We start from the raw sequence: 21197 nt of genomic DNA on the forward strand, positions 1-21197 counted from the left end.
GTCAGTTCCCCTGTTCGTTACTGATGGCAAATTGCAGCAAGCCGGCATGCTCCAGCGCGTGCCGGACCAGCTGATTCGGGCCGGACAGGCCCAGTCCCTGTTGTTGCAGCTGCTGGCGGGTGAGGGCCATGTCATGGCTGGCCAGCGTGACGCCGGTCATGCCCTCGCTGATGCCATTTTCAAGTAAGGCGGCCTGCAAGCGCAGCTGGATCTTGCCGCAAGGGCTTAGCAGCAGGCGGCTGTCGGCGGTGCTGTCACTGGCGGATTCGGCAAAACCGAACAGGTGCTGGTAGAAGTCCTGCCAGTCGCCAATGCGCTCGCCCGGCATGCTCTGGGTCAGCAGGCTGATGCGGTTCAGTCCGGCATCCGTAGCCTGGCTATCCGCGTTCAGCGGCAGGAAGTCCACATCGTAAATGGAGTGCTCGCCATAGCGGTCTACCAGATAGAGCAGCGAACCGCCCACACCCTGGAAAGCCGGAATGTGCAATTCCATCACCCCGGTGCCCATATCCACTTCCCATGCCCCCAGTTCGCGGGCGCGCAAGGTGGCTGCGCGTGCATCCTTCACCCGCAGCGCAATGGCGCAAATGCTGTGGCCGCGCTGCTGGGCGTAATGCTGGGCAAAGCTGTCCGGCTCGGCATTGACGATGAAGTTGATATCGCCCTGACGGTACAGCAGCACCTGTTTGGAACGGTGCCGGGCGGTACAGCGAAAACCCATGGCCCGCAGCAGCTGGCCAAGGGCTGTCGGATCGGTGGTGGCAAATTCAACAAATTCAATGCCGTCCGTGCCCATGGGGTTGGACCGGCTGCTAAAGGGAAGGGTGTCGGACATGGGGAACCTGTCTGGTAAGGGCTGCGGGTTCAACAAGAGCTTGCCGGTTCAATCTGTCAGCTGCAGTCGCTGAGGCTGGCAAAATGCCGGGCCATGCGCTGGGCATCCGGGTTCAGGCCGCTGAACAGGCGGAATGCGCCTGCAGCCTGATACACCACCATGCCGCCGCCATTCATGGTAGTGCAGCCCAGCGCTTTTGCCGCCTTGAGCAAGGCGGTTTCGCGCGGGAAGTAAATCACGTCGGCCACCCACAAGGCCGGATGCAGCCATTCCACTGGCAGCGGCAGGCCGGGGTGGCCTTGCATGCCAATCGGCGTGGCCTGGATCAGCCCGTCGGCGCTGGCCAGTTCTCCGGCCACATCGTCTGTCACCACCACCCGTCCGTCACCAAAGCGCTGGTTCAGCCGTGCCGCCAGCGCACTGGCACGGGCCGGGTCGGCATCGTGCAGGGCCAGTCTTTGCGCACCCAGGGTGAGGATGGCGTGGGCAACGGCGGCACCGGCACCGCCGGCACCCAGTTGCACCACCTTGTCCAGCCTGGCCTGCGGCCATTGCTGCTGGAAGGACTGGGCAAAGCCCCACCAGTCGGTGTTGTGGCCAATGCGTTTGCCGTCACGCAATTGCACGGTATTCACCGCGCCGATGGCGGCCGCGTCGTCGGACAGGCTGTCCAGACAGGCCAGCACGGTTTGCTTGAACGGATGGGTGATGTTGCAGCCGGCATAGCCCACGGTCTGCATGGCGGTCAGCAGCGTGTCCAGCTCGGCAGTGCCGGTGTCCAGCGGCAGGTCGTGTAATTGATACAGACAGCGCAGGCCCAGCTGGCGGGCTTCTTCTTCGTGCAGCTGTGGCGAGCGCGAGCCCTGGATGCTTTGGCCTATCAGGCCCAGCAACAGCGTATTGGCAGCGGATGTGGATGCAGGCATGTGTTGGTCTTTTTTTGCTTGACTGCCGCGGCGGGCGGCATGCATCCCGCACACGGGACAGGCCGTGAGCCGGATGGCGGGAACAGGGAAACGCACTGGTGCAGTGAAAATTTTCACGCTAAGATTGAAATGTACCTGTTGGTACGAAATAAGTAAACCGGCAGCATCGCCAGACCAGGACTCACACCCAGAGCGGTGCGCCGCCAGCGCCAGTTTCCCCATTGAGGATGACCACCATGCAACACTGTATTGCCACCGTTTCTCTGAGCGGAACCCTACCCGAGAAACTGGAGGCGATTGCCGCTGCCGGCTTTCAGGGCGTAGAAATCTTTGAAAACGACCTGCTGTATTTCGACGGTTCGCCACGGGATGTACGCCGCCTGTGCCAGGAGCTGGGCTTGCAGATCATGCTGTTCCAGCCCTTCCGCGACTTCGAAGGTTGCCGCCGCGACCGCCTGCAACACAATCTGGAACGGGCCGAACGCAAGTTCGAGCTGATGCACGAGCTGGGTACCGACCGCATCCTGGTGTGCAGCAATGTGCAACCGGACGTGATCCGCGATAACGCGGTGCTTGCCGACGACCTGCACCAGCTGGCCGAGCTGGCGGCAAAACATGAAGTGCTGGTGGGTTACGAGGCACTGGCCTGGGGCCAGCATGTGAATTCCTACCGTCAGGTGTGGGACATCATCAAAACGGTGGATCACCCCAATCTGGGCGTGATTCTGGACAGCTTCCACACCCTGTCGATCAAGGACGACCTGTCGCGCCTGCCGGAGATTCCGGGCGACAAGATCGTATTCCTGCAACTGGCCGATGCACCCATCCTCAATATGGACGTGCTGGAATGGAGCCGCCATTTCCGCTGCTTCCCCGGTCAGGGCGAGTTTGACCTGCCGGCCTTCCTTGGCCCCATCCTGCAAAGCGGCTATCAGGGCCCGCTGAGTCTGGAAATCTTCAACGACGGTTTCCGCGCCGCACCCACCGGCGGTACTGCGGCAGATGGCCGCCGTGGCCTGCTGTATCTGGAAGAAACCACCCGCGCGCAGCTGGCTGCCAGCGCGGAACCCAGTGCCGCCGCCGTGCTGCCGCAGCTGTTTGTCCCGGCAGCGCAGCAGCAGTACGACGGGGTGGAGTTTCTGGAATTCGCCGTGGACGAGGCCGCCGCCAGCCGGCTGGCGCGCTGGTTCGGCAAACTGGGCTTTGCCCATGCCGGGCAGCACAAATCCAAGAGCGTCAACCTGTACCGTCAAGGTGACATCAACCTGATTCTCAACTCCGAGCCTGACTCCTTCGCCCATGCCTTTTTCGTGGCACATGGCCCGTCCTTGTGCGCGTCCGCCTTCCGGGTGAATGACAGCGCCCAGGCGCTGCAACGCGCCAAGCAGTATCGCGCCCGCTCGTTTGAAAGCCGCGTCGGCCCCAACGAGCGGCAGATTCCCGCCGTGCGTGCGCCGGATGGCAGCCTGCAATACCTGGTGGACCCCGGCACGGACGGCAGCAGCATTTACCAGTCCGACTTCGACATGCTGCCGGGGGCTGAAGACAAGCCAGGTCTGCTCACCAGCATCGACCATTTCGCGCTGGGCCTGCCGGCGGAAACCATGGACGCCTGGATGCTGTTCTTCCGCGCCGTGTATGGCTTCAAGGCCGAGAACGAGCACGTACTGCCCGACCCCTACGGACTGGTGAAAAGCCGCGTGTTGCACAGCCCGGATGGCAGCATCCGCATTCCGCTCAATATCTCGGAAAACCGCAATACCGCCATTGCCCGCTCGGTGTCCACCTATCGCGGCTCCGGCGTGCAGCACATTGCCTTTGCTACCGACGACATCTTTGCTGCGGTGGCCGCGGCGCGGGAAAGCGGCGTGCCCCTGCTGGAAATTCCGCGTAACTACTACGACGACCTGGCTGCGCGCTTCGATCTGCCGGATGAATTTGTCGCCAGCCTGGCCGCAGCCAACATCCTGTACGACCGCGATGCCCAAGGCGGTGAAATGCTGCATGTGTACACCGCCCAGTTTGAAGACCGCTTCTTCTTCGAACTGCTGCAACGCCGCGCCGGTTACCAGCAATACGGTGCCGCCAATGTGGCGGTGCGCCTGGCCGCACAGGCCCAGTCGCGGGCGCGGCAGCAGGCGCGCAGCAACTGGTATGACTAAGAGGGCATGAGCCACAGCGTATGGCAGTAAAAAGGGACACCTGGCAGGTGTCCCTTTTTTTATTGCCAGCTGCTTACTTCAGCGGCGATACGGCGGTGGGCAGGGCAATGGTGGAGTGCATGTCGGTAGTGAGCCAGGCCGGGCCACCCTTGGGCGGCCAGATGCCGGCGGCAACCGCTTCGCCACGGATGCGGCTGCGTTCGTCCACGCTGGCGTAGGCCCAGATATTGGTAAAGCGCAGCGGGCCTTGCAGGGCGAACATGGCCACCAGGCAGGGCGACAGGGCGCTGCGCGGCGGCAAGTATTCCTGCCACAGGTCCATGGTGTGCTGCAGGCCGCCGGTCTTGATGCCGTAGGTACGGATTTCATACACCGGGCCGCTGATGCCGCTTTCACTGCTGGGGCGCAGCGGGGCCATCCACGGGAAAGCCTGATACGCCTGCCGGTCGATGCTGGTGGCGAGGCTGCCGCAGCCGTAGGGGTCGGCGCTCAGGCGGGTGCGTTGCTGCTCGGCCTCCAGTGCGGCCAGGCTGTCAAAACCGCGCAAAACCAGCAGCTGGTTGAGCTGGCCGATATCGCTATACCAGCAGCCCAGCAGTTCGCCGCCGGCGGCGGTGTCGCTGGTGTAGGCCTGTACGTTCTGGGCCGCCTGGGCGGTGGTGCCAAAGGGCAGGGTGAGGGTGGCGAGTTCGTAGTACATGGTGTGTCCTTGCTTGATATTGAAAATGTTCAAATGCTTGTGTCGGGTTGGCGTCCGGCGGCGTGGTGTGCCGCCAGATAGCCGAAAGTCATGGCCGGGCCCAGGGTGATGCCGCCGCTGGGGTAGTGGCCGCCCATCATGCTGTGCATGTCGTTGCCGACCGCGTACAGGCCGCTGATGGGATGCTGCTGTTCATCCAGCACTTGCGCGCTGGCATTGGTGGCCAGCCCGGCGAAGCTGCCCAGGCTGCCGGGGACCAGCTTCACCGCGTAGTACGGCCCGTGTTGCAGCGGGGCCATGCAGGGGTTGGGCCAGGCACTGTCCTTGTCGCCCTGTACGCGGTTATAGGGGGTGTCGCCCTTGGCAAAGTCGCTGTCCTCCCCGGTAGCGGCTTGCTGGTTGTAGCGTGCCACCTGCTGTTCAAGCGCTACGGGGTTGATGCCGCAGCGGCAGGCCAGCTCTTGCAGCGTATTGCCACGTTGCAGATAGCCATTGCGCAGCCAGCGGCCCAGCGGCATGGGGGCGGGTTTGACCGCGCCCAGCCCGTAGCGGCGGACAAAGCGGTGGTCGGCCACCAGCCAGGCTTGCACCGGCTGACCTGCCGGGGTGGCACGCAGCAGGGCGGAGACAAAGTCGTGGTAGGAGTCAGCCTCGTTGCAAAAGCGCTGGCCATTGGCGGTAACGGCAATCAGCCCCGGTTTGGCCCGCTCGATCAGATGCGGAAAGTGGGCGGTGCTGCCATCGGCGCGTGGCACCAGCGATACCGGTGCCAATGCCATGGGGGAGGCCATCTCGCCCATCACGCCGCCAACGGCTTCACCCAGCCGCAGGCCGTCGCCGGTATTGCTGACCGGCGCTGCCGACCAGTGTTCCTGCCCGGTAGGGGCGTGAGCCAGCAACTGGCGTTTGCGGGCGACATCGTGCGGAAAGCCGCCGCAGGCCAGCACCACGCCACGGCTGGCATGCACGGTGAGCGGGCCGTCCGGCGTATCCAGCAGCGCACCGCTCACCTTGTCCTGTTCGCGCAGCAACTGGCGCAGCGGGCTGGACAAGCGCAGTTCCACCCCGGCTTGCAGGGCCGAGGCCCCCAGCGCGGCGGCCAGCGCATTGCCGTTGACCAGCCGCATGCCGCGGCCATGCAGCAGGCAGTCGCGCCAGTAGGCCAGCATGCGCCGGGTGACATAGGCAAAGGAGGCGAGCGAACGGCTGGCATTGAGAAAATGACGCAGCTCCACACCGGATGCGATGCCCATGCCCCATAGCGAAATCACGTCCAGCGGTTTTTTCAGCTGGTGAATATGCGCGCCCAGCAGTCGGCCATCAAACGGAGCCGCACACACCGAACGCCCGCCGCTGGCCGCCCCGGCACTGTGGCCGTGGAAGTCCGGAATCTGATTGCCGTCGATGAAGCGCAGCAGGCTGTGACGCTGGAAGAAGTCCACCATGCGCGGCGCGTGGCTCAGATAGGCATCGGCCAAGGCGGGATCGAAGTCCTCTCCCAGTTCGCTGTGCAGGTACTGGCGCGGCAGGGCCGGGTCTTCGTCTATCCCGGCGGCGATGGCCAGCGGGTTGCGCGGCACCCACAGCCAGCCGCCCGACCAGGCAGTGGTGCCGCCGAATTCGGCTTCTTTTTCCGCCACCACCACCTTCAGCCCCAGCCGGGCGGCGGTGACGGCGGTGGCCAGCCCGCCGGCGCCGCTGCCCACTACCAGCAGGTCGCAGTGCAGGGTGTTGGCTTGTTCTTGCTTGTCCACGGCCAACCTCAGCGCGCCAGCGGACCCTGCGCCAGCAGGAAGTCCAGCATCAGTTCACGCACGGCGGCAAACATGTCGCCACCCACCACGGTCTGGCAGCCCAGTGCACGGGCGCTTTCAATCAGCGGGGTGACCGCCGGGTCGGTAATCACGTCGCCGACAAACATGGTGCCGTCCAGCTTGCCGGCATCAATCGGCAGCGGGTCGCTGGCCTGCATGCCGGTGGGCGAGGCGTTGATGGCAATGGCAAAGCCGCTGGGGTCGTTGCTGCCTATGCGCAGCTGGCCGGGGAAACCGGCAGACAGGCGGGCAATCAGCTGGTCGCGGCGGCTGGTGTCGGCGTCGTGGATGGCCAGTTCGCTGACACCGTTTTCCAGCAGGGCCAGCGCAATGGCCGAACCCGCACCGCCAGCACCCACCAGCAGTGCGCGCTTGCCTTCCGGCTGGCAGCCAGCTGCGCGCATGGCGGCTACATAGCCGGCGCCGTCACACATGTCGCCGTGCCAGCTACCGTCGGCATTGCGGCGCATCACATTGACCGCGCCCAGGCGGCGAGCCCGGTCGCTGCTGCTGCTGCATTGGGCAAACATGGCGAACTTGTGCGGCACGGTGACGATGATGCCGTCCAGATTGCCCGCCAGGCTGATGCCCTTGACGTAGGCATCCAGATTGGCCGGGCTGATATGGCTGGGCACCAGAATGGCGTTGCGGCCTTGCTGTTGCAGGGCGGCGCTGACGCCAGCCGGGGATTTCACCTGGGCGATCGGGTCGCCCACGATGGCCAGTACGCGGGTGGCACCATCCAGTTGCAGGGTTTGGGTCATGTTGTGCTCTCCTTATTGGGTAACGGTGTCGCGCGTCGTGGCGCGGGTGTGGCGTTGGCTGGCGTGGGTGGCGGCAATGCTGGCAAATACCAGCGCCGGGCCGATGGTGATGCCGGGCGCGGTATACACCCCACCCATGATGGAATGCATGTCATTGCCCACTGCATACAGGCCGGCAATCGGCTGGCCGTCGCGGCCCAGCACGCGGGCCTGGGTGTCGGTTTGCAGGCCGGTGGCCGCGCCGATGTCGCCCGGATAGAGCCGCACCGCGTAATACGGAGCTTCGGCGAGCGGGCCGATATTGGGATTGGGCTGACCGCGTGAGGGGTCGCCCATGTTTTGCTGGTAGGCGGTTTCGCCACGGTGGAAGTCGCTGTCCACGCCGCTGGCGGCAAAGCGGTTGTTGCGCGCCACGCTGTCCTCCAGCGTGGCTGCATCCATGCCCAGCTTGCTGGCCAGCTCGGCCAGTGTGTTGCCTGCGCTCAGGTAGCCATCGGCCAGGTAGGGTTCCAGGTTCTTGCCACCGGGGCGCACCATGCCGATGCCGTACTGGCGCAAGGCGGCAGCATCGCAGATCAGGAAGGCCGGAATGCTGGGCGTGCTGCGGTTGGCTTCCTGCATGGCCAGGCCAAACAGGTGGTAGGAGGTGCTTTCGTTCACAAAGCGCGCGCCACGGGCATTGACGGTAATCATGCCGGGCTTGGCGCGGTCCAGCATGAAGTGCGGAAACACCGCCTGGCTGCCATCGGCACGGCGGCGCAGTGATACCGGTGCCCAGAACGCCGGGCTGAGGCTGCCTTCGGCCAGTTTTGCACCAAGGCCGCGTGCCAGCTGCTGTGCCTGACCGGTATGGCCGGGCGCGCCGGGGCACCAGTCCATCTCTATGCCCGGCAGCAGGCGGGCGCGTTGTTCCGGGTCGCGGTTGAAACCGCCGCTGGCCAGAATCACCCCCTGATTCACCTTGATGCTGCGGCTGGTCTTGCCCTGGCGCAGGGTGAGGCCGTGCACGCCGCGCTCATCGTGCCTGATGTCGCTGGCCTGGGTTCGTAGTGCCAGCTGCACATTGCCCAGTTTCGACAGCGAATACAGCAGGCGGCCCACCAGCGCATTACCCATCACCAGCCGGGTGCCGCGCGGGTAGCTCAGGCGGTCGCTGGCATGGCGCAGCAGCAGCTTGAGCGAGTGCCTGAACGAAGGCAGCGAGGACTTGAGCTTCAGCAGGTGGTTGATGTCGGTGCGGTCCACCATCATGCCGCCCAGCACAGTGAATTCGGGGATGGGCGGGCGCAGTACGGCAAACAGCTCGCCCAGGAGGCGGCCATCAAAGGGCAAGGGTTCCAGTGCACGGCCATTGAGGGTGGAGCCGGGCAGGTCGGAAATGTAGTCCGGGTGTTTGGGGTAGGGGCGGAATTTCACCTCGGTGGCGGCTTCCAGCGCAGCCACCACGGCCGGGCCGGCTTGCAGGAAGGCCTGACGCAGTGCCGGGTCAGCCCGTTCGCCAATGGCATTGTCCAGATAGCGCGCTGCTTCGGCCAGGGTGTCTTGCGGATTCACCCGCGCGCTATGCAGGGTACCGGGTATCCAGGTAGTGCCGCCGGACAGGGCGGTGGTACCGCCCACGTATTCGCTGTGTTCCACCAGCAGCACTTTCTGTCCGGCAAGGCCGGCAAACAGTGCGGCAGCCAGCCCGGCACCGCCGGCACCTATGACCACCACATCAAATTCACTGCCTTGTGCAGGCAGGTTTTCCAGTTGCAACAGCATGTCAGTCTCTCCGTATTGCTGTCTTGCGTCCGTTTTGTTGCATAAAAGCAACCAGTCGGTACGTTTTGAGAATTTTTTTTAATGGAAGATTGTTACGTGCCAGCCGACTCCAGCGCTGCACCGTAGGTGCGCTGCAATACCTGTTGTGCAGCACTGCGCAGCAGCTTGGCCCGCTCCACGGCACGCAGATGGCCCTTGCTGTGCATCGGTACTTCCAGCGCAATCGGCAGGTCCGGCGGCAATGCCAGCAGCAGTTCGCCCAGCGCCAGCCCGCCGTGGCCGGGTGGCATGCGCTCGGCGCGGGCCTGGTACAGCAGTTCTTCCATGCTGTCGGGCTTGGCTGCCGGGGCATCACACAACTGCATGTAGTGCAGGCGCTGGCGCGGCACCTCGGCCAGCATGGCCGGGGCGTCCCCGGCGCGGTCAAAGTGGATGGCGTCCACCAGCAGGGCGGCATTGTCCTGGGCGGCTTGCTGCAGCAACTGCATGGCCATGGCGATGTCGCGGATGTCGGTCCAGGGCATGGGTTCGATATTCATGTTCAGGCCCAGTGGTGCGCCCAGTTCACACAGGCGGGCAAAACTGTCCGCACAACGGGCAAAGTCCGGGTCGTTGCCTGCCACCAGTACTTCGTGTGCGCCCAGCCGGGCGGCACTTTCCAGCATGGGCAGATAACTGGCGACATCCACTTCCGGTTTGAGCCTGAGTATTTCCACATCAGACACTTGCAGGCCGGTGTCCTGCAGGCGCTGCAAGGTTTCGCGCAGCACCGGGCTGTTGCCCAGCATGTCGTGTTGCGGCTCCTGGGCGGTGGCGGGCAGCAGGCGCAGGCCGACATGGCTGAAGCCGGCAGCAGCAGCGCAGCTGACCATGTCGGGCGGGGATAGCTCCAGCATGCTGAGGGCAGCAAGGGCGAGCTGGCGTGGTGGCATGAGTCTCTCCTGTGTAGCTGGCGCAGGCGGGTGGGCGCGGTGGCATCCCCCGTGTTGGCCAGTCTGTTTTTCGGTGGCTGATGGCTGGGCAGTATGCAATCGCAAAAAACGGAATGCAATTCAAAAAAATAACTTTGTTTTGATTTTTTGTTTGATGTGCAGTGCCCGGCAGCCATGGCTGACAGGCGGCAGGCATGCGCTTTTGCTGTCCGTTTTCACCCGGAAAATGCAGGCCGGGCCTGTATTTGTGGTGTGGCAGGACTCAGGGATTTCCCGCACTGAAACGGGGCAGGGAATGGTGTTTAACTGCTGCTTACCGGCTGTTGTATTTTTTTAATGTGCTGATTTGGCGTAGGAAAACTACAAAAACAAGGCGTTGGTGCATGCTATGGATATCTGCACATGGATGGGGCGCAGTTATCGTAAATCGGTATAACTGATAGATTTTTTGCGGTATGTTTTGAAGATTCATGCCAAGTCAGAATGCATTCCATGCCCAAGACGCATGGACAAGCATGCCAAGCTCGGGCTGCACCAGGCAGCAAGCAGTACACGGCCGGACCGGCCAGTCATCACAGGCAGACTCCTCCTCTCAACAGGAAAGAAGCTGGCAAGGGACAGCAGCTTCAACAGCCTGCAGCTGACCGGCAAGGGCAGGGCAGATAGCAAGAACAACAAGGCAGCGATTGATAGTCAGCGCTGCAACAGGAGACAAACAGATGAGTAACGCCAGCAATGTCATCAATGTTCGGTCATTGATCGACGATCGTCCCATCAACCGCTTTCAGTGGCTGGTGGTGTTCTTTGGTTTCTGCATTATCGCGGCCGACGGTTTTGACGTGGCCATCATGGGTTTCATCGCCCCGGAACTCAAACGCCTGTGGCATGTGACCAACCCGCAGCTGGCGCCGGTGCTCAGCGCCGCGCTGGCAGGCCTCACGCTGGGTGCGCTGTTTGCCGGCCCGCTGGCAGACTATCTGGGTCGCAAGGTGGTATTGGTGCTGTCGGTGTTCTTCTTCGGTTTCTGGACGCTGGTTACCGCCACCTCGACCGACATTACCCATCTGGTGATCTTCCGCTTCCTCACCGGCCTGGGCCTTGGTGCAGCAATGCCCAATGTCGGCACGCTGGTGTCGGAGTTTGCGCCGGAACGCCGTCGCTCTTTCCTGGTGACCGTGGTGTTCTGCGGCTTTACCGTGGGTGCAGCCGGTGGTGGCTTCCTGTCGGCGTGGATGATTCCGCACTTCGGCTGGCAAAGCGTGCTGATTTTCGGTGGTGTGCTGCCGATTGCCGTATCCATCGCGCTGTTGCTGTTCCTGCCGGAATCCGTGCGTTTCCTGGTGGTGCGTAATGCCCCGGCCGCCCGTATTGCCAAGATCGTGCAGCGCCTGGCACCAGACCTGTCGATGAAGGACGCCAGCTTCACCATGGGCAATGCGGATGCCGCGCCCAAGGGCAATTCCATCCGTACCGTGCTGTCGCGTCAGTACCGCTTTGGTTCCTTCATGCTGTGGCTGGGCTACTTCATGGCGCTGTTCGTGGTGTACCTGATGGGCAGCTGGATGCCGACGCTGGTGAAAGAATCCGGTTACACCCTGGCGGATGCTGCCTTCATTGCTGCCTTCTTCCAGTTTGGCGGCCCGGCAGGTTCCCTGTTCATGGGCTGGTGCATGGACCGTGCCAATCCGCACAAGGTGCTGGCCATCACTTATGGTCTGGGTGCGGTGCTGCTGTTCGGCTTCACCTCGGTAGCCCATGAACTGCCGCTGCTGTGCGCACTTACCTTCGCCGTGGGCTTCTGCTTCAACGGTGCCAATACCGGCATGAATGCACTGTCTGCCGGCTTCTACCCCACTGCGGCACGTGCCACCGGTTCCAGCTGGATGCATGGTGTGGGCCGTATCGGCGCGGTACTCAGCGCCTTTGCCGGTGGCCAGATGCTGGCCTGGGGCTGGACCTTCTCCCAGGTCTTTGCTGCCCTGGCGGTACCTGCCGGCATCATCGTGCTGTCGCTGCTGCTGAAAAACCTGGCCAGCAAGGGCTTGCCGGTACAGCCGGTGAGTGCTGCTGCCAGCAAGGCCATGCACCACTGATGACAAGCTGACGGGCTGCGGACTCAGTCTGCCGCCCGCTCCAGATAGGCCAATACCGTATCAATGACGATTTGCCGGTGACGGCTGGCGTGTTCGGGTTGGGTGAGATCCCGCCCGAACAGGCTGGCAAAAGTGTGGCGGTTGGATACGCGATAGAAGCACAGCGAGCTGATCAGCATGTGGACGTCGATGGCATCGGCCCGGTCATGGAATACCTTGTCGGCAATGCCTCGCGTGAGGATGCCTTCCACCACCTCGATCACACTGCGGTTGCGCTGGCGGATGATGTCCGAGTCGGCAATATGCCGCGCCTGGTGAATGTTTTCGATACTCACCAGCCGACAGAAGTCCGGGTGATTGTGGTGGTAGTCGAAGGTGAAGCCGGTGAGCAGGGCCATGGCCTCGCGCGGTGGCAGGCCTTCCAGCTGCAGCTGTTTCTCGATATCGCGGATTTCACCGTACACCCGTTCCAGCACGGCGATGTACAGCTCCTTCTTGCTGTGGAAGTGGTACACCACCATGCGTTTGTTGGTATTGGACTGCTCGGCGATATTGTCCAGCCGGGCACCGCTGAAACCGTGCTGGACAAATTCGGTCTGGGCTGCTTCCAGAATACGCTGGCGCATGCCTTCGGGGTCGTTCTTGCGTCGGGTGGGCAAGCTGGGGCTGTCTGTGGACATCAAAACCGGATACCAATGAAAGGAGAAGTGGCAATAAAGGCTGAATCTGCCCGCTTTTGATGACAGATGTCAATCTGGCGACAGCCGTCGCCCGGAGCGGGGAGCGCAGGACAGGGTGGGGCCACTTGCATGGGCCGCGCCCGCATTGAGGATTAAGTTTAAATAAATATGAATCTGTGAATAAACAGAAATGGAGATAATCGTGAAACACAAGACCCAATTGATGCTGCTGGCTTCCCTGTCCCCGCTGCTGGCCAATGCCGCGCTGGCGGACGATTCCACGGTCACCATTTATGGCCGCATCCATGCCGACTTTGAAAACACCAAGTCCGGCGCAGCCAGCACGGCGTTTTCCACCAACAAGGTGCAAAACGACACCTCGCGCATCGGCTTCAAGGGCAGTGAAGACCTGGGCAACGGCCTGAAAGCCATCTGGCAGGTGGAATCCGGCGTAGCCATCGATGACGGTTCCGGCACCGGCTCCAATACCTGGGCCGGTCGTGAAAGCTTCATCGGTTTGAGTTCTGCCCAACTGGGTACGCTGAAGGCCGGTAACTTCCTGGTGGCCATTGACGACCTGCACTACATTGCCGGCAACAGCTTCCAGTACGCCACCGGCATTTCCAACGATGCCACGCTGTGGGCCAACGGCGGCAGCCTGGCCAGCGGCGGTTTTGATGTACGCGTCGGTAACTCGGTAAGCTATCAGACGCCCAAGTTCAACAATGTCACCGCCCGCATCCAGTATTCGCTCACCACGGGCACCGGCAGCTCGGAAACCACCAGCCACGGTGCAACGCTGGTATCCGGCAACCTGACTTATGACGACGGTCAGCTGCGCGTGGGTTACGGCTTCCAGCAAAACCGTGCCATGCAGGCCATGTCCAGCAACTTCTACCAGAACGGTCTGATGCACATGCTGGCTGTGGGTTACAACTTCGGCAGCATCTATGTAGGCGGCCTGGTGGAGCACGACATCCTGGACAACATCAACCAGACCGGTAACAGCCGCAGCCGCAACTACGGCAGCCTGATCGGCACCTACACCAACGGCGCCAACATCTTCTCCGCCCAGTATGGCCAGGCCGCGTCGTGGAAGGGTTCGGCAGCAGTGCAGGACAGTGGCGCCAGGATGGGCACGCTGGCTTACAACCGCGTACTGAGCAAGACTACCCAGGTGTATGTGCTGTTTACCGAGCTGCATAACGAAGCCAATGCGACTTATGTACTGGGCGGCAACCCCAGCGCCACGGCCGCCGGTGCCAAAACCCAGCACTCGCTGGCCGTGGGCATGTGGAAAAACTTCTGATCCTGATGCTTCCAGCCCAACCGCAGGGTGGGGACGACCCGTCCTGCGGTTTTATCTGTTTGTCTGCCCATGCGACTTGCTGACCGACCAAACCCTTCCTCGCTGATCGCCTTGCTGGTGGCGGCTGCGTTCTTCATGGAAAACCTTGATGCCACGGTCATCAATACCGCCTTGCCTGCCATGGCGGCAACTTTTGCTGTGCAGCCGGTGGACCTCAATATCGGCATCACCGCTTATCTGCTTACCCTGACCTTGCTGATACCGGCCAGCGGCTGGCTGGCCGACCGGATGGGCTGCCGTCGCGTGTTCATGGCGTCCATCGTGGTGTTCGTGCTGGCGTCCTTGCTGTGTGCCATGTCGCAAAACCTGTGGCAGTTTGCCTTGGCGCGCGTGCTGCAAGGGGTGGGCGGGGCGATGATGGTGCCGGTGGGGCGGCTGGCCGTATTGCGCAATACGCCCAAGCAAAATCTGATGCAGGCCATCGCCATGATTACCTGGCCCGGTCTGGTGGCACCGGTATTGGGGCCGGCGCTGGGCGGCTTCATCACCACTTATGCGTCCTGGCACTGGATTTTCCTGCTTAACCTGCCACTGGGTGTGCTGGCGTTTGCTCTGGCGTGGTGGCTGATCCCACCCTCGGAGGACGGGATGGCAAGCAGCCGTTTTGACTGGACGGGCTTCTTGCTGTGCGGCACGGCCTGCCTGTTGCTGATGAGCGGTCTGGAGCAGGTGGGTGGCACGGGACAGCTGATGCTGGCCATGCTCTGCCTGTCAGGTGCCGGGGTGCTGCTGGCGGGCCTGTGGCGACATTGCCGCCGCAGCCATGCCCCATTGCTGGATTTGTCCATCCTGCGCATCCGCACTTACCGCACCACTATTGTTGGCGGCTCTTTGCTGCGCGCTGCCATCAACACTACCCCGTTTTTGCTGCCGCTGATGTTCCAGCTGGGCATGGGCATGGATGCCTTCCGTTCCGGCCTGCTGTTGCTCACCCTGTTTGCCGGCAACCTGGGCATGAAGGTGCTGACCAGCCGTACGCTGCGGCGCTTTGGCTTTCGTCTGACCTTGCTGCTCAGCGGCCTGGCACTGGTGGTGCTGACCCTGCTGATTGCCACCTTCGGCCCGGATACGCCGTGGCCGTGGCTGGTGCTGGTGTTGCTTCTGTCCGGCATGGCCCGTTCCATGACCTTTACCACGCTGAGCACTCTGGCTTTTGTCGACGTGCCGCCAGCACAGATGAGCCACGCCAATACCCTGTTCAACATGCTGCTGCGCATGGCCTATGGCATGGGCATCGCCATTGCTGCCGTCGGCCTGCGCATGGCTGAATCCTGGCTGCCGCAGGCCAGTGCGTTGACGCATTATCATTTTGCCTTTGTCGTACTGGCCGGCCTGACGCTGTTGGCGTTATGGGATGTGTGGCAGTTACCGGGCAATGCCGGACAGTTATTAAGCCGGCAGCCGGAGTAGCGCCACTGATGTTGCCAATATCTGTTTGGACAGACGACAAGGGCAATGCCATGCTTCTGGCTTGGCCGCCGGGCCGGGACAGCATGACAGGCACCGCCTGCGGGGCGGGCAGCAATAACGACAAGAAGGTTGGGTTTATGGATTTGAAACAGTTGCAGTACTTTACCTGCGTGGCAGAGCTGGGCAGCTTCACTCGCGCATCCAATACGCTGAACATTGCCCAGCCCGCGCTCAGCCGCCAGATACGCATGCTGGAAGTGGAACTGCGGCAGAACCTGCTGATCCGTAATGGCCGGGGTGTTTCCATGACCGAGGCGGGCAAGGTGTTGCTGGAGCACAGCCTGGGCATCCTGCATCAGGTGGAGCGGGTGAAGGAGGAGCTGGGCAAGGTGCGTGGAGCCATGGCCGGGCATGTGGTGGTGGGCCTGCCACCCAGCCTGCTCAAGGTGCTGGCGGTGCCGTTGACCAAAACCTTCCGCGCCCGGCTGCCCAATGCCTCGCTGTCCATCTGCGAGGGCCTGTCCGTCACCATGCACGAGGCGCTGGTAGCCGGGCGGCTGGACGTGGCCCTGCTGTACAACGTGATTCCGTCGGCAGAGGTGGAAACCTTCCCGCTGCTGGAGGAAGAGCTGTTCCTGATGACCGCCCGCTTTGACAATGCCCCGGACAACATCACCCTGCGTGAAGTCGCCGGCACGCCGCTGATCATCCCCAGTCGCCCCAATTCCATCCGTATGCTGGTGGAGTCGGAATTGGCCAATATCGGCTGCCGTCCGCATATCGAACTGGAAATCGACGGTGTGTCCGCCATTCTGGAGCTGGTGGCAGATGGCTATGGCTCGGCGGTGCTCACCCGCAGTGCGGTGGCTTCGCTGGCCGATGCCTCGCGTTTTACCGTGCGCAAGATTGTAGAACCGGTGCTGTCCAGCAAGCTGGCCATGGCCATCAGCCTGCGTCACCCCTCAACACTCACCCAGCAGCTGTTCATCGAGCTGATACGCGAACATATCCGCGAATGGCTGGGGTATTCCTCCGAAACCTGATTGCCTCCGAACGGCTGACAAAATAGCGTAGTGTCCCTGGGGCAAAGAGGCGCAACACAGCAGCAGGGTTTTTGTTAGCGGTTCCTCGGGCGGAAAGTCGCATTGTGCTGGCTATTGCAAGTATCACCGGACCCATCTTCATCCTGATTGCCCTTGGTTACTGGGTAACCTGGCAGCAGTGGTTTGCCCAGGCCAATATTCGTGCGCTGGGGCAGTTTGTCATCACCTTTGCCTTGCCGGCGATGATATTCCGTGCACTGACCCGGCAGTCCTTTGTCGAGGTGGTGGACCTGCACTACCTGCTGGCCTACGGATTGGGTTCCTTGCTGGCGCTGGGTCTGGGCATGCTGTTTGCCCGCGTGGTGGCAGGGCATGACTTTCGGCTCAGTGCCCTGTTCGGGCTGGGCATGTCCATGTCCAACAGCGGTTTTATCGGCTTTCCCATCGTGTCACAGCTATTGGGGGCCAAGGCAGGCATTGCACTGGCCATGACCATGCTGGTGGAAAACGCGGTGGTGTTTCCGCTGGCGCTGATCCTGCTGGAAAGCCATGATGCCAGCGGCAAGGGCTGGGGCCATCTGCTGCGCCAGGTGGGCGGGCGGCTGCTGCGCTCGCCACTGGTGATTGCCATCAGCGCCGGGGTGTTGTGTTCGCTGGCGGGCTTGCAGCTGCCGGGCGTATTCAGCAAGGTGCTGGAATTGTTGTCGCAGGCTTCGGTGGCCTTGTCGCTGTTTGTCATCGGCGGCTCGCTGGTTGGCCTGAAAACCAGTGGCATCGTGCGCCGGATTTCCCCCATCGTGCTGGGCAAGCTGCTGTTGCACCCCTTGCTGATCTTCCTGCTGCTGCATTTCCTGCTGCCAGTACCCGCCTGGCTGCAAATGGCGGCGGTGCTGTTTGCCTGCGCGCCGATGATGAGCATCTATCCCATCATGGGGCAGAAATACGGTCACGAAGGCTTGTGCGCGGCCACCTTGCTGGCCGCTACGGTGACATCGTTCTTCTCCATCAGCGGCATGCTCTGGTTACAAGGCTGAGGGAATAAGCAATCCGGATTTTCTTGGTTGGGAATCATGGTGTGGTTTTTTAATATCCACTCCATGTACATGGTTATGTCCTGTCATGACAGGCCGTGTTTTCATTCCCCTTGCTTTGAGAGGCTGCCAGGATGAGCTTTTATCAGGATTACAACGACAAGCTGGCCATTGAAGGCTGGAACACCCGCGAACTGAGCCAGTACCAGACGTTCGACCTCAAACGCCTGTCCCCGGCACTGGGGGCGGAAATCCGTGGTGTCGACCTCAGCCAGCCCTTGCCACCTGCGCAACTGGCGGAAATTCGCCAGGCCCTGACCGAACATCTGGTGCTGACCTTCCCCGGTCAGGCCATCAATGCCGAACAGCACAAGGCCTTTGGTCGTCTGTTTGGCAGCCTGCACCAGCACGTGCTGGGCGACAGCACCCAGCTGACCGCGCGCAGTGGCGACGCAGAAATTCTGGGCTGGAAAACCGGCCGCACCACCCGTTACACCGCGGGCGACGCCTGGCATAACGATGTGTCTTGCGACCCGCACCCCATCTGGGCGTCTTTCCTGCGCGTCACCCGCCTGCTGGAAGTAGGCGGTGGCGACACGGCGTTTGCCAACCTCTTTCTGGCGTATGAATCCTTGTCCGAACCCATCAAGCAACTGCTGCTGGGGCTGACTGCCGTGCATGACGGGCGGGAAGGCTGGAGCAATGGCTATGGTGCCGAACCGAAACCCGGCCAGGTATTCAATGCCAGCGAACACCCGGTGGTGGCACGTCATCCGGTCAGCGGCCGTCCTTTCCTGTTTGTGAATGAGGCGTTTACTTCGCATATCGTGCAGCTGAGCCGTGCCGAAAGCGATGCGCTGTTGCAGCTGCTGTACCGTCATATCGAAAAACACCAGTCCTTCCAGGCGCGCATTCACTGGCAGCCGGACATGTTGCTGCTGTGGGACAACTGGGCCACCCAGCACCACGCCATCTGGGATTACTACCCGTTCGAGCGTTGGGGCGAGCGTGTGTCGGCCTATCGGGACCACGGCCCGCAGCCTGCCGGCACCATCATCGGCCAGCAGTAAGCCGCGCAGACTTGCAGGCATAAGCCAGCCCCCTCTCGCTTTCGGCAAGGAAAGCGAGGCACCCTTACAGGGTAAGGGCGTGGGAATAGATGGTAAGGCTGCGGAAGTCATTGTTTAGTGATAAGGCCCGGCTTTGCCTGGTCCGGTGAAAACGCACCAAATAACGTTGTCAGCAGCCTGGGCTGCCCATCACGGGCGGCCCTTTTTACTGTGTGAAGCACGCGGCTTATGCAGCTTTGCTCTGGCTTATCCAGCCGCAGCCTGATAAGCAACGCAGTTTTCCTTGGTTCACGGGCGGCGTGGCAGTGCTTACAGTAAGCCCATCACGCAAACACAGCACAAAGGAAACCAGCATGACTCTGCGACTTGGCGACATCGCTCCGGATTTCAGCCAGCAATCCACCATTGGCGAACTGCATTTCCACCAGTGGAAGGGTGACAGCTGGGCCGTGCTGTTTTCCCATCCGGCCGACTACACCCCGGTGTGCACCACCGAACTGGGTGCCACCGCCAAATTGCAGCAGGAGTTTGCCCGCCGCAATGTCAAGGTGCTGGCGCTGTCGGTAGACCCGGTGGAAGCCCACCATGGCTGGATTGCCGATATCAATGACACCCAGCAGACCGAGGTGAATTTCCCCATCGTGGCGGACGCGGACCGCAAGGTGTCCGAGGCCTACGACCTGATTCACCCGAATGCCAGCAGCACTCATACCGTGTGCTCGCTGTTCATCATCGATCCCAGCCACAAGGTGCGCTTGATCATTACCTACCCGGCCAGTACCGGCCGCAATTTTGCCGAAATCCTGCGGGTGATCGACTCCCTGCAACTGACCGACCACCACAGTGTGGCTACTCCGGCCAACTGGCAGCAGGGTGAGGAAGTGGTGATCGTGCCATCACTGCAGGATGAAGCACTGATCCGTGAAAAGTTTCCCCAGGGCTACCGTGCCGTGCGGCCCTATCTGCGCCTGACGCCGCAGCCGGTTTGATGATTTGTCCGTTGTACCGTTGTCTCTGTTTCTCCTTCTTGCATGTCTCTTCTTCTTGCCGGGTCGGCTGACCCGGCATTTTTTTTGAAACTGGCCATTGGGCCATTAAATGCCGGTGATAGCAGTGCTCAATGGTGGACTTATGCGACCAGAATGACAGATACTGCTGTAATGCATGCTTGACTTACAATAATTTCCCCAACTTCCCCCTGCAGGTATAAAGCGTTGGACGGCAAAAAACCCGATATCGATGCAATGCTGGATCTGGCTTATCAATTGGTGCTCTGTCAGCTGGAAGCGGACGTCTATCGTGCCAAAGAGGATATTCGCGAGATGGTGGTTCCCATCAAGATTTTGCTGCTCAGGCAAATCGGAGAGGACACCGACATCTGCAATCTCGATGATTTCTAGCTTGCTTCACACCACGTCTTCCCATCCTTCTCGACATCTGATTGCGTGGGCGCATCACTGCTGTGCAGTGCGCGCCCTGGTCGCCACCATGGCCGCTTGCCTGCTGCCTTGCTTGCGCCGACTGGCCTGCCACTGAAACAGGCCGCTGCCGCCCAGAATCATCAATACCACGCCGCTGACGACCATCAGCAACTGGTGCCAGACACCACCCAGGCTGCCGGTGTGCAAGGCCTGTGCCCAGCTGCCGATTTTCCGCCAGGCTTGTGTCTGTTCCGTCCTTTCCACGCTCAATACCGTTCCCCGGTAAGGATCCAGCCTAATCAGGGTGCTGCCGTTGGGGTGCAACTCGTCGACCAGCCGCTTGCGTAGTTCAACCGGCTGACCTGGTCGTGTGCTGATACTGATGCTGCTCAGCCTGCCCTGTGGCAGACGGGCATTGCCGCGGGCGACCAGTTCATCCAGCGCCAGTTGCGGCCCGGCCGGTGTGATGTGCTTGCCCGTGCGTGGCTGGCCGTGCTTGGCCGGGCTTAGCCATTGGCGGATGGGCTGGTTGAATGCCAGAACCAGGCCACTGAGGGTACTGAGCAGCAAGAGCAGCAACATGCTGGCACCCAGCATGCGGTGCAGGTCGCCCAGCCATACCGCCAGGCCCTTGTCGCGCCGCAGCCGCCAGGCTTTGCGCCAGTCCTTTGGCCACCAGTGAATGATGCCGCTGAGCAGCACCAGCAGGATGGCAATACCGGCCACGCCCACCCAGGTCTTGCCATCTTCCAGCAGCAGGCGGGCATGCACTTCGTGCAGCCAGCGCCAGCCGGTGCCACGGCCTTCCGGCGTGGCCATTGGCCGGCCAAATTGCGGGTCCAGCCATAGCAGCTGGTCTGGCTGCTGGCGCTGGCGTACCCGTACTTCGATGGCGTCTGCGGGGTTTTGCGGCAGGCGCAGGGTGAAATCAGCCTGCGGATAGCTGGCGCGCAAGCTGGCCAGTACCACCTGATAGTGCGGACTGGCGGCATGGCTTGCCACCGCGGCCGGGTAGGTTTCGCCCTGCAGCAGCTGTTGCACGGCCAGCAGGCTGCCGCTCAGGCCCAGCAGCAAGGCAAACAGGGCGGCCAGCAGGCCCAGATAACGATGTAACAGAATGACGATGCGTTTCACTTGGTTTTCCACGACAAAGCGCTGCGACTGTTGATATTCAGCCGCAGCG

At 61.9% G+C, this 21197-nt stretch carries 19 protein-coding genes; 10 read left to right on the forward strand and 9 right to left on the reverse strand.

Going from position 1 to position 21197, the window contains the following annotated elements:
• Window position 1 precedes the first annotated feature (1 nt).
• Entirely contained in the window at window positions 2-835 is an 834-nt protein-coding gene (locus ACE3SE_RS16340; RefSeq protein WP_374556818.1) for a 4-hydroxyphenylpyruvate dioxygenase family protein, read from the reverse strand.
• A gap of 56 nt (window positions 836-891) precedes the next feature.
• Window positions 892-1761 (reverse strand): shikimate dehydrogenase, encoded by an 870-nt coding sequence (locus ACE3SE_RS16345; RefSeq protein WP_374556820.1) that lies wholly within the window; start codon window positions 1759-1761, stop codon window positions 892-894.
• Window positions 1762-1997: 236 nt separating this feature from the next.
• Here ACE3SE_RS16345 and ACE3SE_RS16350 point away from each other — a divergent pair, with 236 nt between their 5' ends.
• Window positions 1998-3923: a bifunctional sugar phosphate isomerase/epimerase/4-hydroxyphenylpyruvate dioxygenase family protein gene (locus ACE3SE_RS16350; protein WP_374556822.1), complete on the forward strand. Its 1926-nt coding sequence runs from the start codon at window positions 1998-2000 to the stop codon at window positions 3921-3923.
• A 73-nt stretch (window positions 3924-3996) separates the two neighbouring features.
• Here ACE3SE_RS16350 and ACE3SE_RS16355 read toward each other — a convergent pair whose 3' ends face one another.
• The 5 genes from ACE3SE_RS16355 to ACE3SE_RS16375 all read right to left on the reverse strand — a co-directional run bounded on the left by ACE3SE_RS16355 (window position 3997) and on the right by ACE3SE_RS16375 (window position 9897).
• Window positions 3997-4623, reverse strand: coding sequence for an NIPSNAP family protein (locus ACE3SE_RS16355; RefSeq protein WP_045845030.1), 627 nt, complete (start codon window positions 4621-4623; stop codon window positions 3997-3999).
• Between the two features lie 29 nt (window positions 4624-4652).
• Window positions 4653-6377, reverse strand: a complete 1725-nt coding sequence (locus ACE3SE_RS16360) for an FAD-dependent oxidoreductase (protein ID WP_374556824.1) — start codon at window positions 6375-6377, stop codon at window positions 4653-4655.
• A gap of 8 nt (window positions 6378-6385) precedes the next feature.
• On the reverse strand, window positions 6386-7201 hold the full coding sequence (locus tag ACE3SE_RS16365) for a shikimate dehydrogenase family protein (RefSeq protein ID WP_374556826.1): 816 nt from the start codon (window positions 7199-7201) through the stop codon (window positions 6386-6388).
• Window positions 7202-7213: 12 nt separating this feature from the next.
• Complete coding sequence (locus tag ACE3SE_RS16370) at window positions 7214-8965, reverse strand: FAD-dependent oxidoreductase (RefSeq protein ID WP_374556828.1); 1752 nt, start codon at window positions 8963-8965, stop codon at window positions 7214-7216.
• Between the two features lie 92 nt (window positions 8966-9057).
• The gene (locus ACE3SE_RS16375; RefSeq protein WP_374556830.1) at window positions 9058-9897 is read right to left on the reverse strand and encodes a sugar phosphate isomerase/epimerase family protein; all 840 of its coding nucleotides are present in this window, start codon (window positions 9895-9897) and stop codon (window positions 9058-9060) included.
• A 505-nt stretch (window positions 9898-10402) separates the two neighbouring features.
• On the opposite strand from ACE3SE_RS16375, the gene ACE3SE_RS16380 reads away from it, so the two are divergent.
• The gene (locus tag ACE3SE_RS16380; protein ID WP_374556832.1) at window positions 10403-10624 is read left to right on the forward strand and encodes a hypothetical protein; all 222 of its coding nucleotides are present in this window, start codon (window positions 10403-10405) and stop codon (window positions 10622-10624) included.
• Complete coding sequence (locus ACE3SE_RS16385) at window positions 10617-11990, forward strand: MFS transporter (protein WP_374556834.1); 1374 nt, start codon at window positions 10617-10619, stop codon at window positions 11988-11990. Before ACE3SE_RS16380 ends, ACE3SE_RS16385 begins: the two co-directional genes overlap by 8 nt.
• A gap of 23 nt (window positions 11991-12013) precedes the next feature.
• Here the strand turns inward: ACE3SE_RS16385 and ACE3SE_RS16390 are convergent, their stop codons facing one another.
• Window positions 12014-12670, reverse strand: a complete 657-nt coding sequence (locus ACE3SE_RS16390; protein WP_045844918.1) for a TetR family transcriptional regulator — start codon at window positions 12668-12670, stop codon at window positions 12014-12016.
• 202 nt (window positions 12671-12872) lie between these two features.
• Between ACE3SE_RS16390 and ACE3SE_RS16395 the strand changes: the two genes are divergently transcribed.
• The 7 genes from ACE3SE_RS16395 (at window position 12873) to ACE3SE_RS16425 (ending at window position 19993) form a co-directional block, all read left to right on the forward strand.
• Window positions 12873-13979, forward strand: coding sequence for a porin (locus tag ACE3SE_RS16395; RefSeq protein ID WP_374556836.1), 1107 nt, complete (start codon window positions 12873-12875; stop codon window positions 13977-13979).
• A 69-nt stretch (window positions 13980-14048) separates the two neighbouring features.
• Window positions 14049-15449 (forward strand): MFS transporter, encoded by a 1401-nt coding sequence (locus ACE3SE_RS16400; protein ID WP_374556838.1) that lies wholly within the window; start codon window positions 14049-14051, stop codon window positions 15447-15449.
• A gap of 137 nt (window positions 15450-15586) precedes the next feature.
• Window positions 15587-16492: a LysR substrate-binding domain-containing protein gene (locus ACE3SE_RS16405; RefSeq protein ID WP_374556841.1), complete on the forward strand. Its 906-nt coding sequence runs from the start codon at window positions 15587-15589 to the stop codon at window positions 16490-16492.
• Window positions 16493-16596: 104 nt separating this feature from the next.
• Complete coding sequence (locus ACE3SE_RS16410) at window positions 16597-17526, forward strand: AEC family transporter (RefSeq protein ID WP_374556843.1); 930 nt, start codon at window positions 16597-16599, stop codon at window positions 17524-17526.
• Window positions 17527-17657: 131 nt separating this feature from the next.
• Complete coding sequence (locus tag ACE3SE_RS16415) at window positions 17658-18593, forward strand: TauD/TfdA dioxygenase family protein (protein ID WP_374556845.1); 936 nt, start codon at window positions 17658-17660, stop codon at window positions 18591-18593.
• A gap of 353 nt (window positions 18594-18946) precedes the next feature.
• Complete coding sequence (locus ACE3SE_RS16420) at window positions 18947-19582, forward strand: peroxiredoxin (protein WP_374556847.1); 636 nt, start codon at window positions 18947-18949, stop codon at window positions 19580-19582.
• Between the two features lie 225 nt (window positions 19583-19807).
• The gene (locus ACE3SE_RS16425; RefSeq protein WP_374556849.1) at window positions 19808-19993 is read left to right on the forward strand and encodes a hypothetical protein; all 186 of its coding nucleotides are present in this window, start codon (window positions 19808-19810) and stop codon (window positions 19991-19993) included.
• A 54-nt stretch (window positions 19994-20047) separates the two neighbouring features.
• Here the strand turns inward: ACE3SE_RS16425 and ACE3SE_RS16430 are convergent, their stop codons facing one another.
• Complete coding sequence (locus ACE3SE_RS16430) at window positions 20048-21148, reverse strand: PepSY-associated TM helix domain-containing protein (RefSeq protein WP_374556851.1); 1101 nt, start codon at window positions 21146-21148, stop codon at window positions 20048-20050.
• Window positions 21149-21197: the final 49 nt, after the last annotated feature.

The organism is Aquitalea pelogenes (assembly GCF_041914625.1).
Classification (GTDB): Bacteria; Pseudomonadota; Gammaproteobacteria; order Burkholderiales; family Chromobacteriaceae; genus Aquitalea; species Aquitalea pelogenes.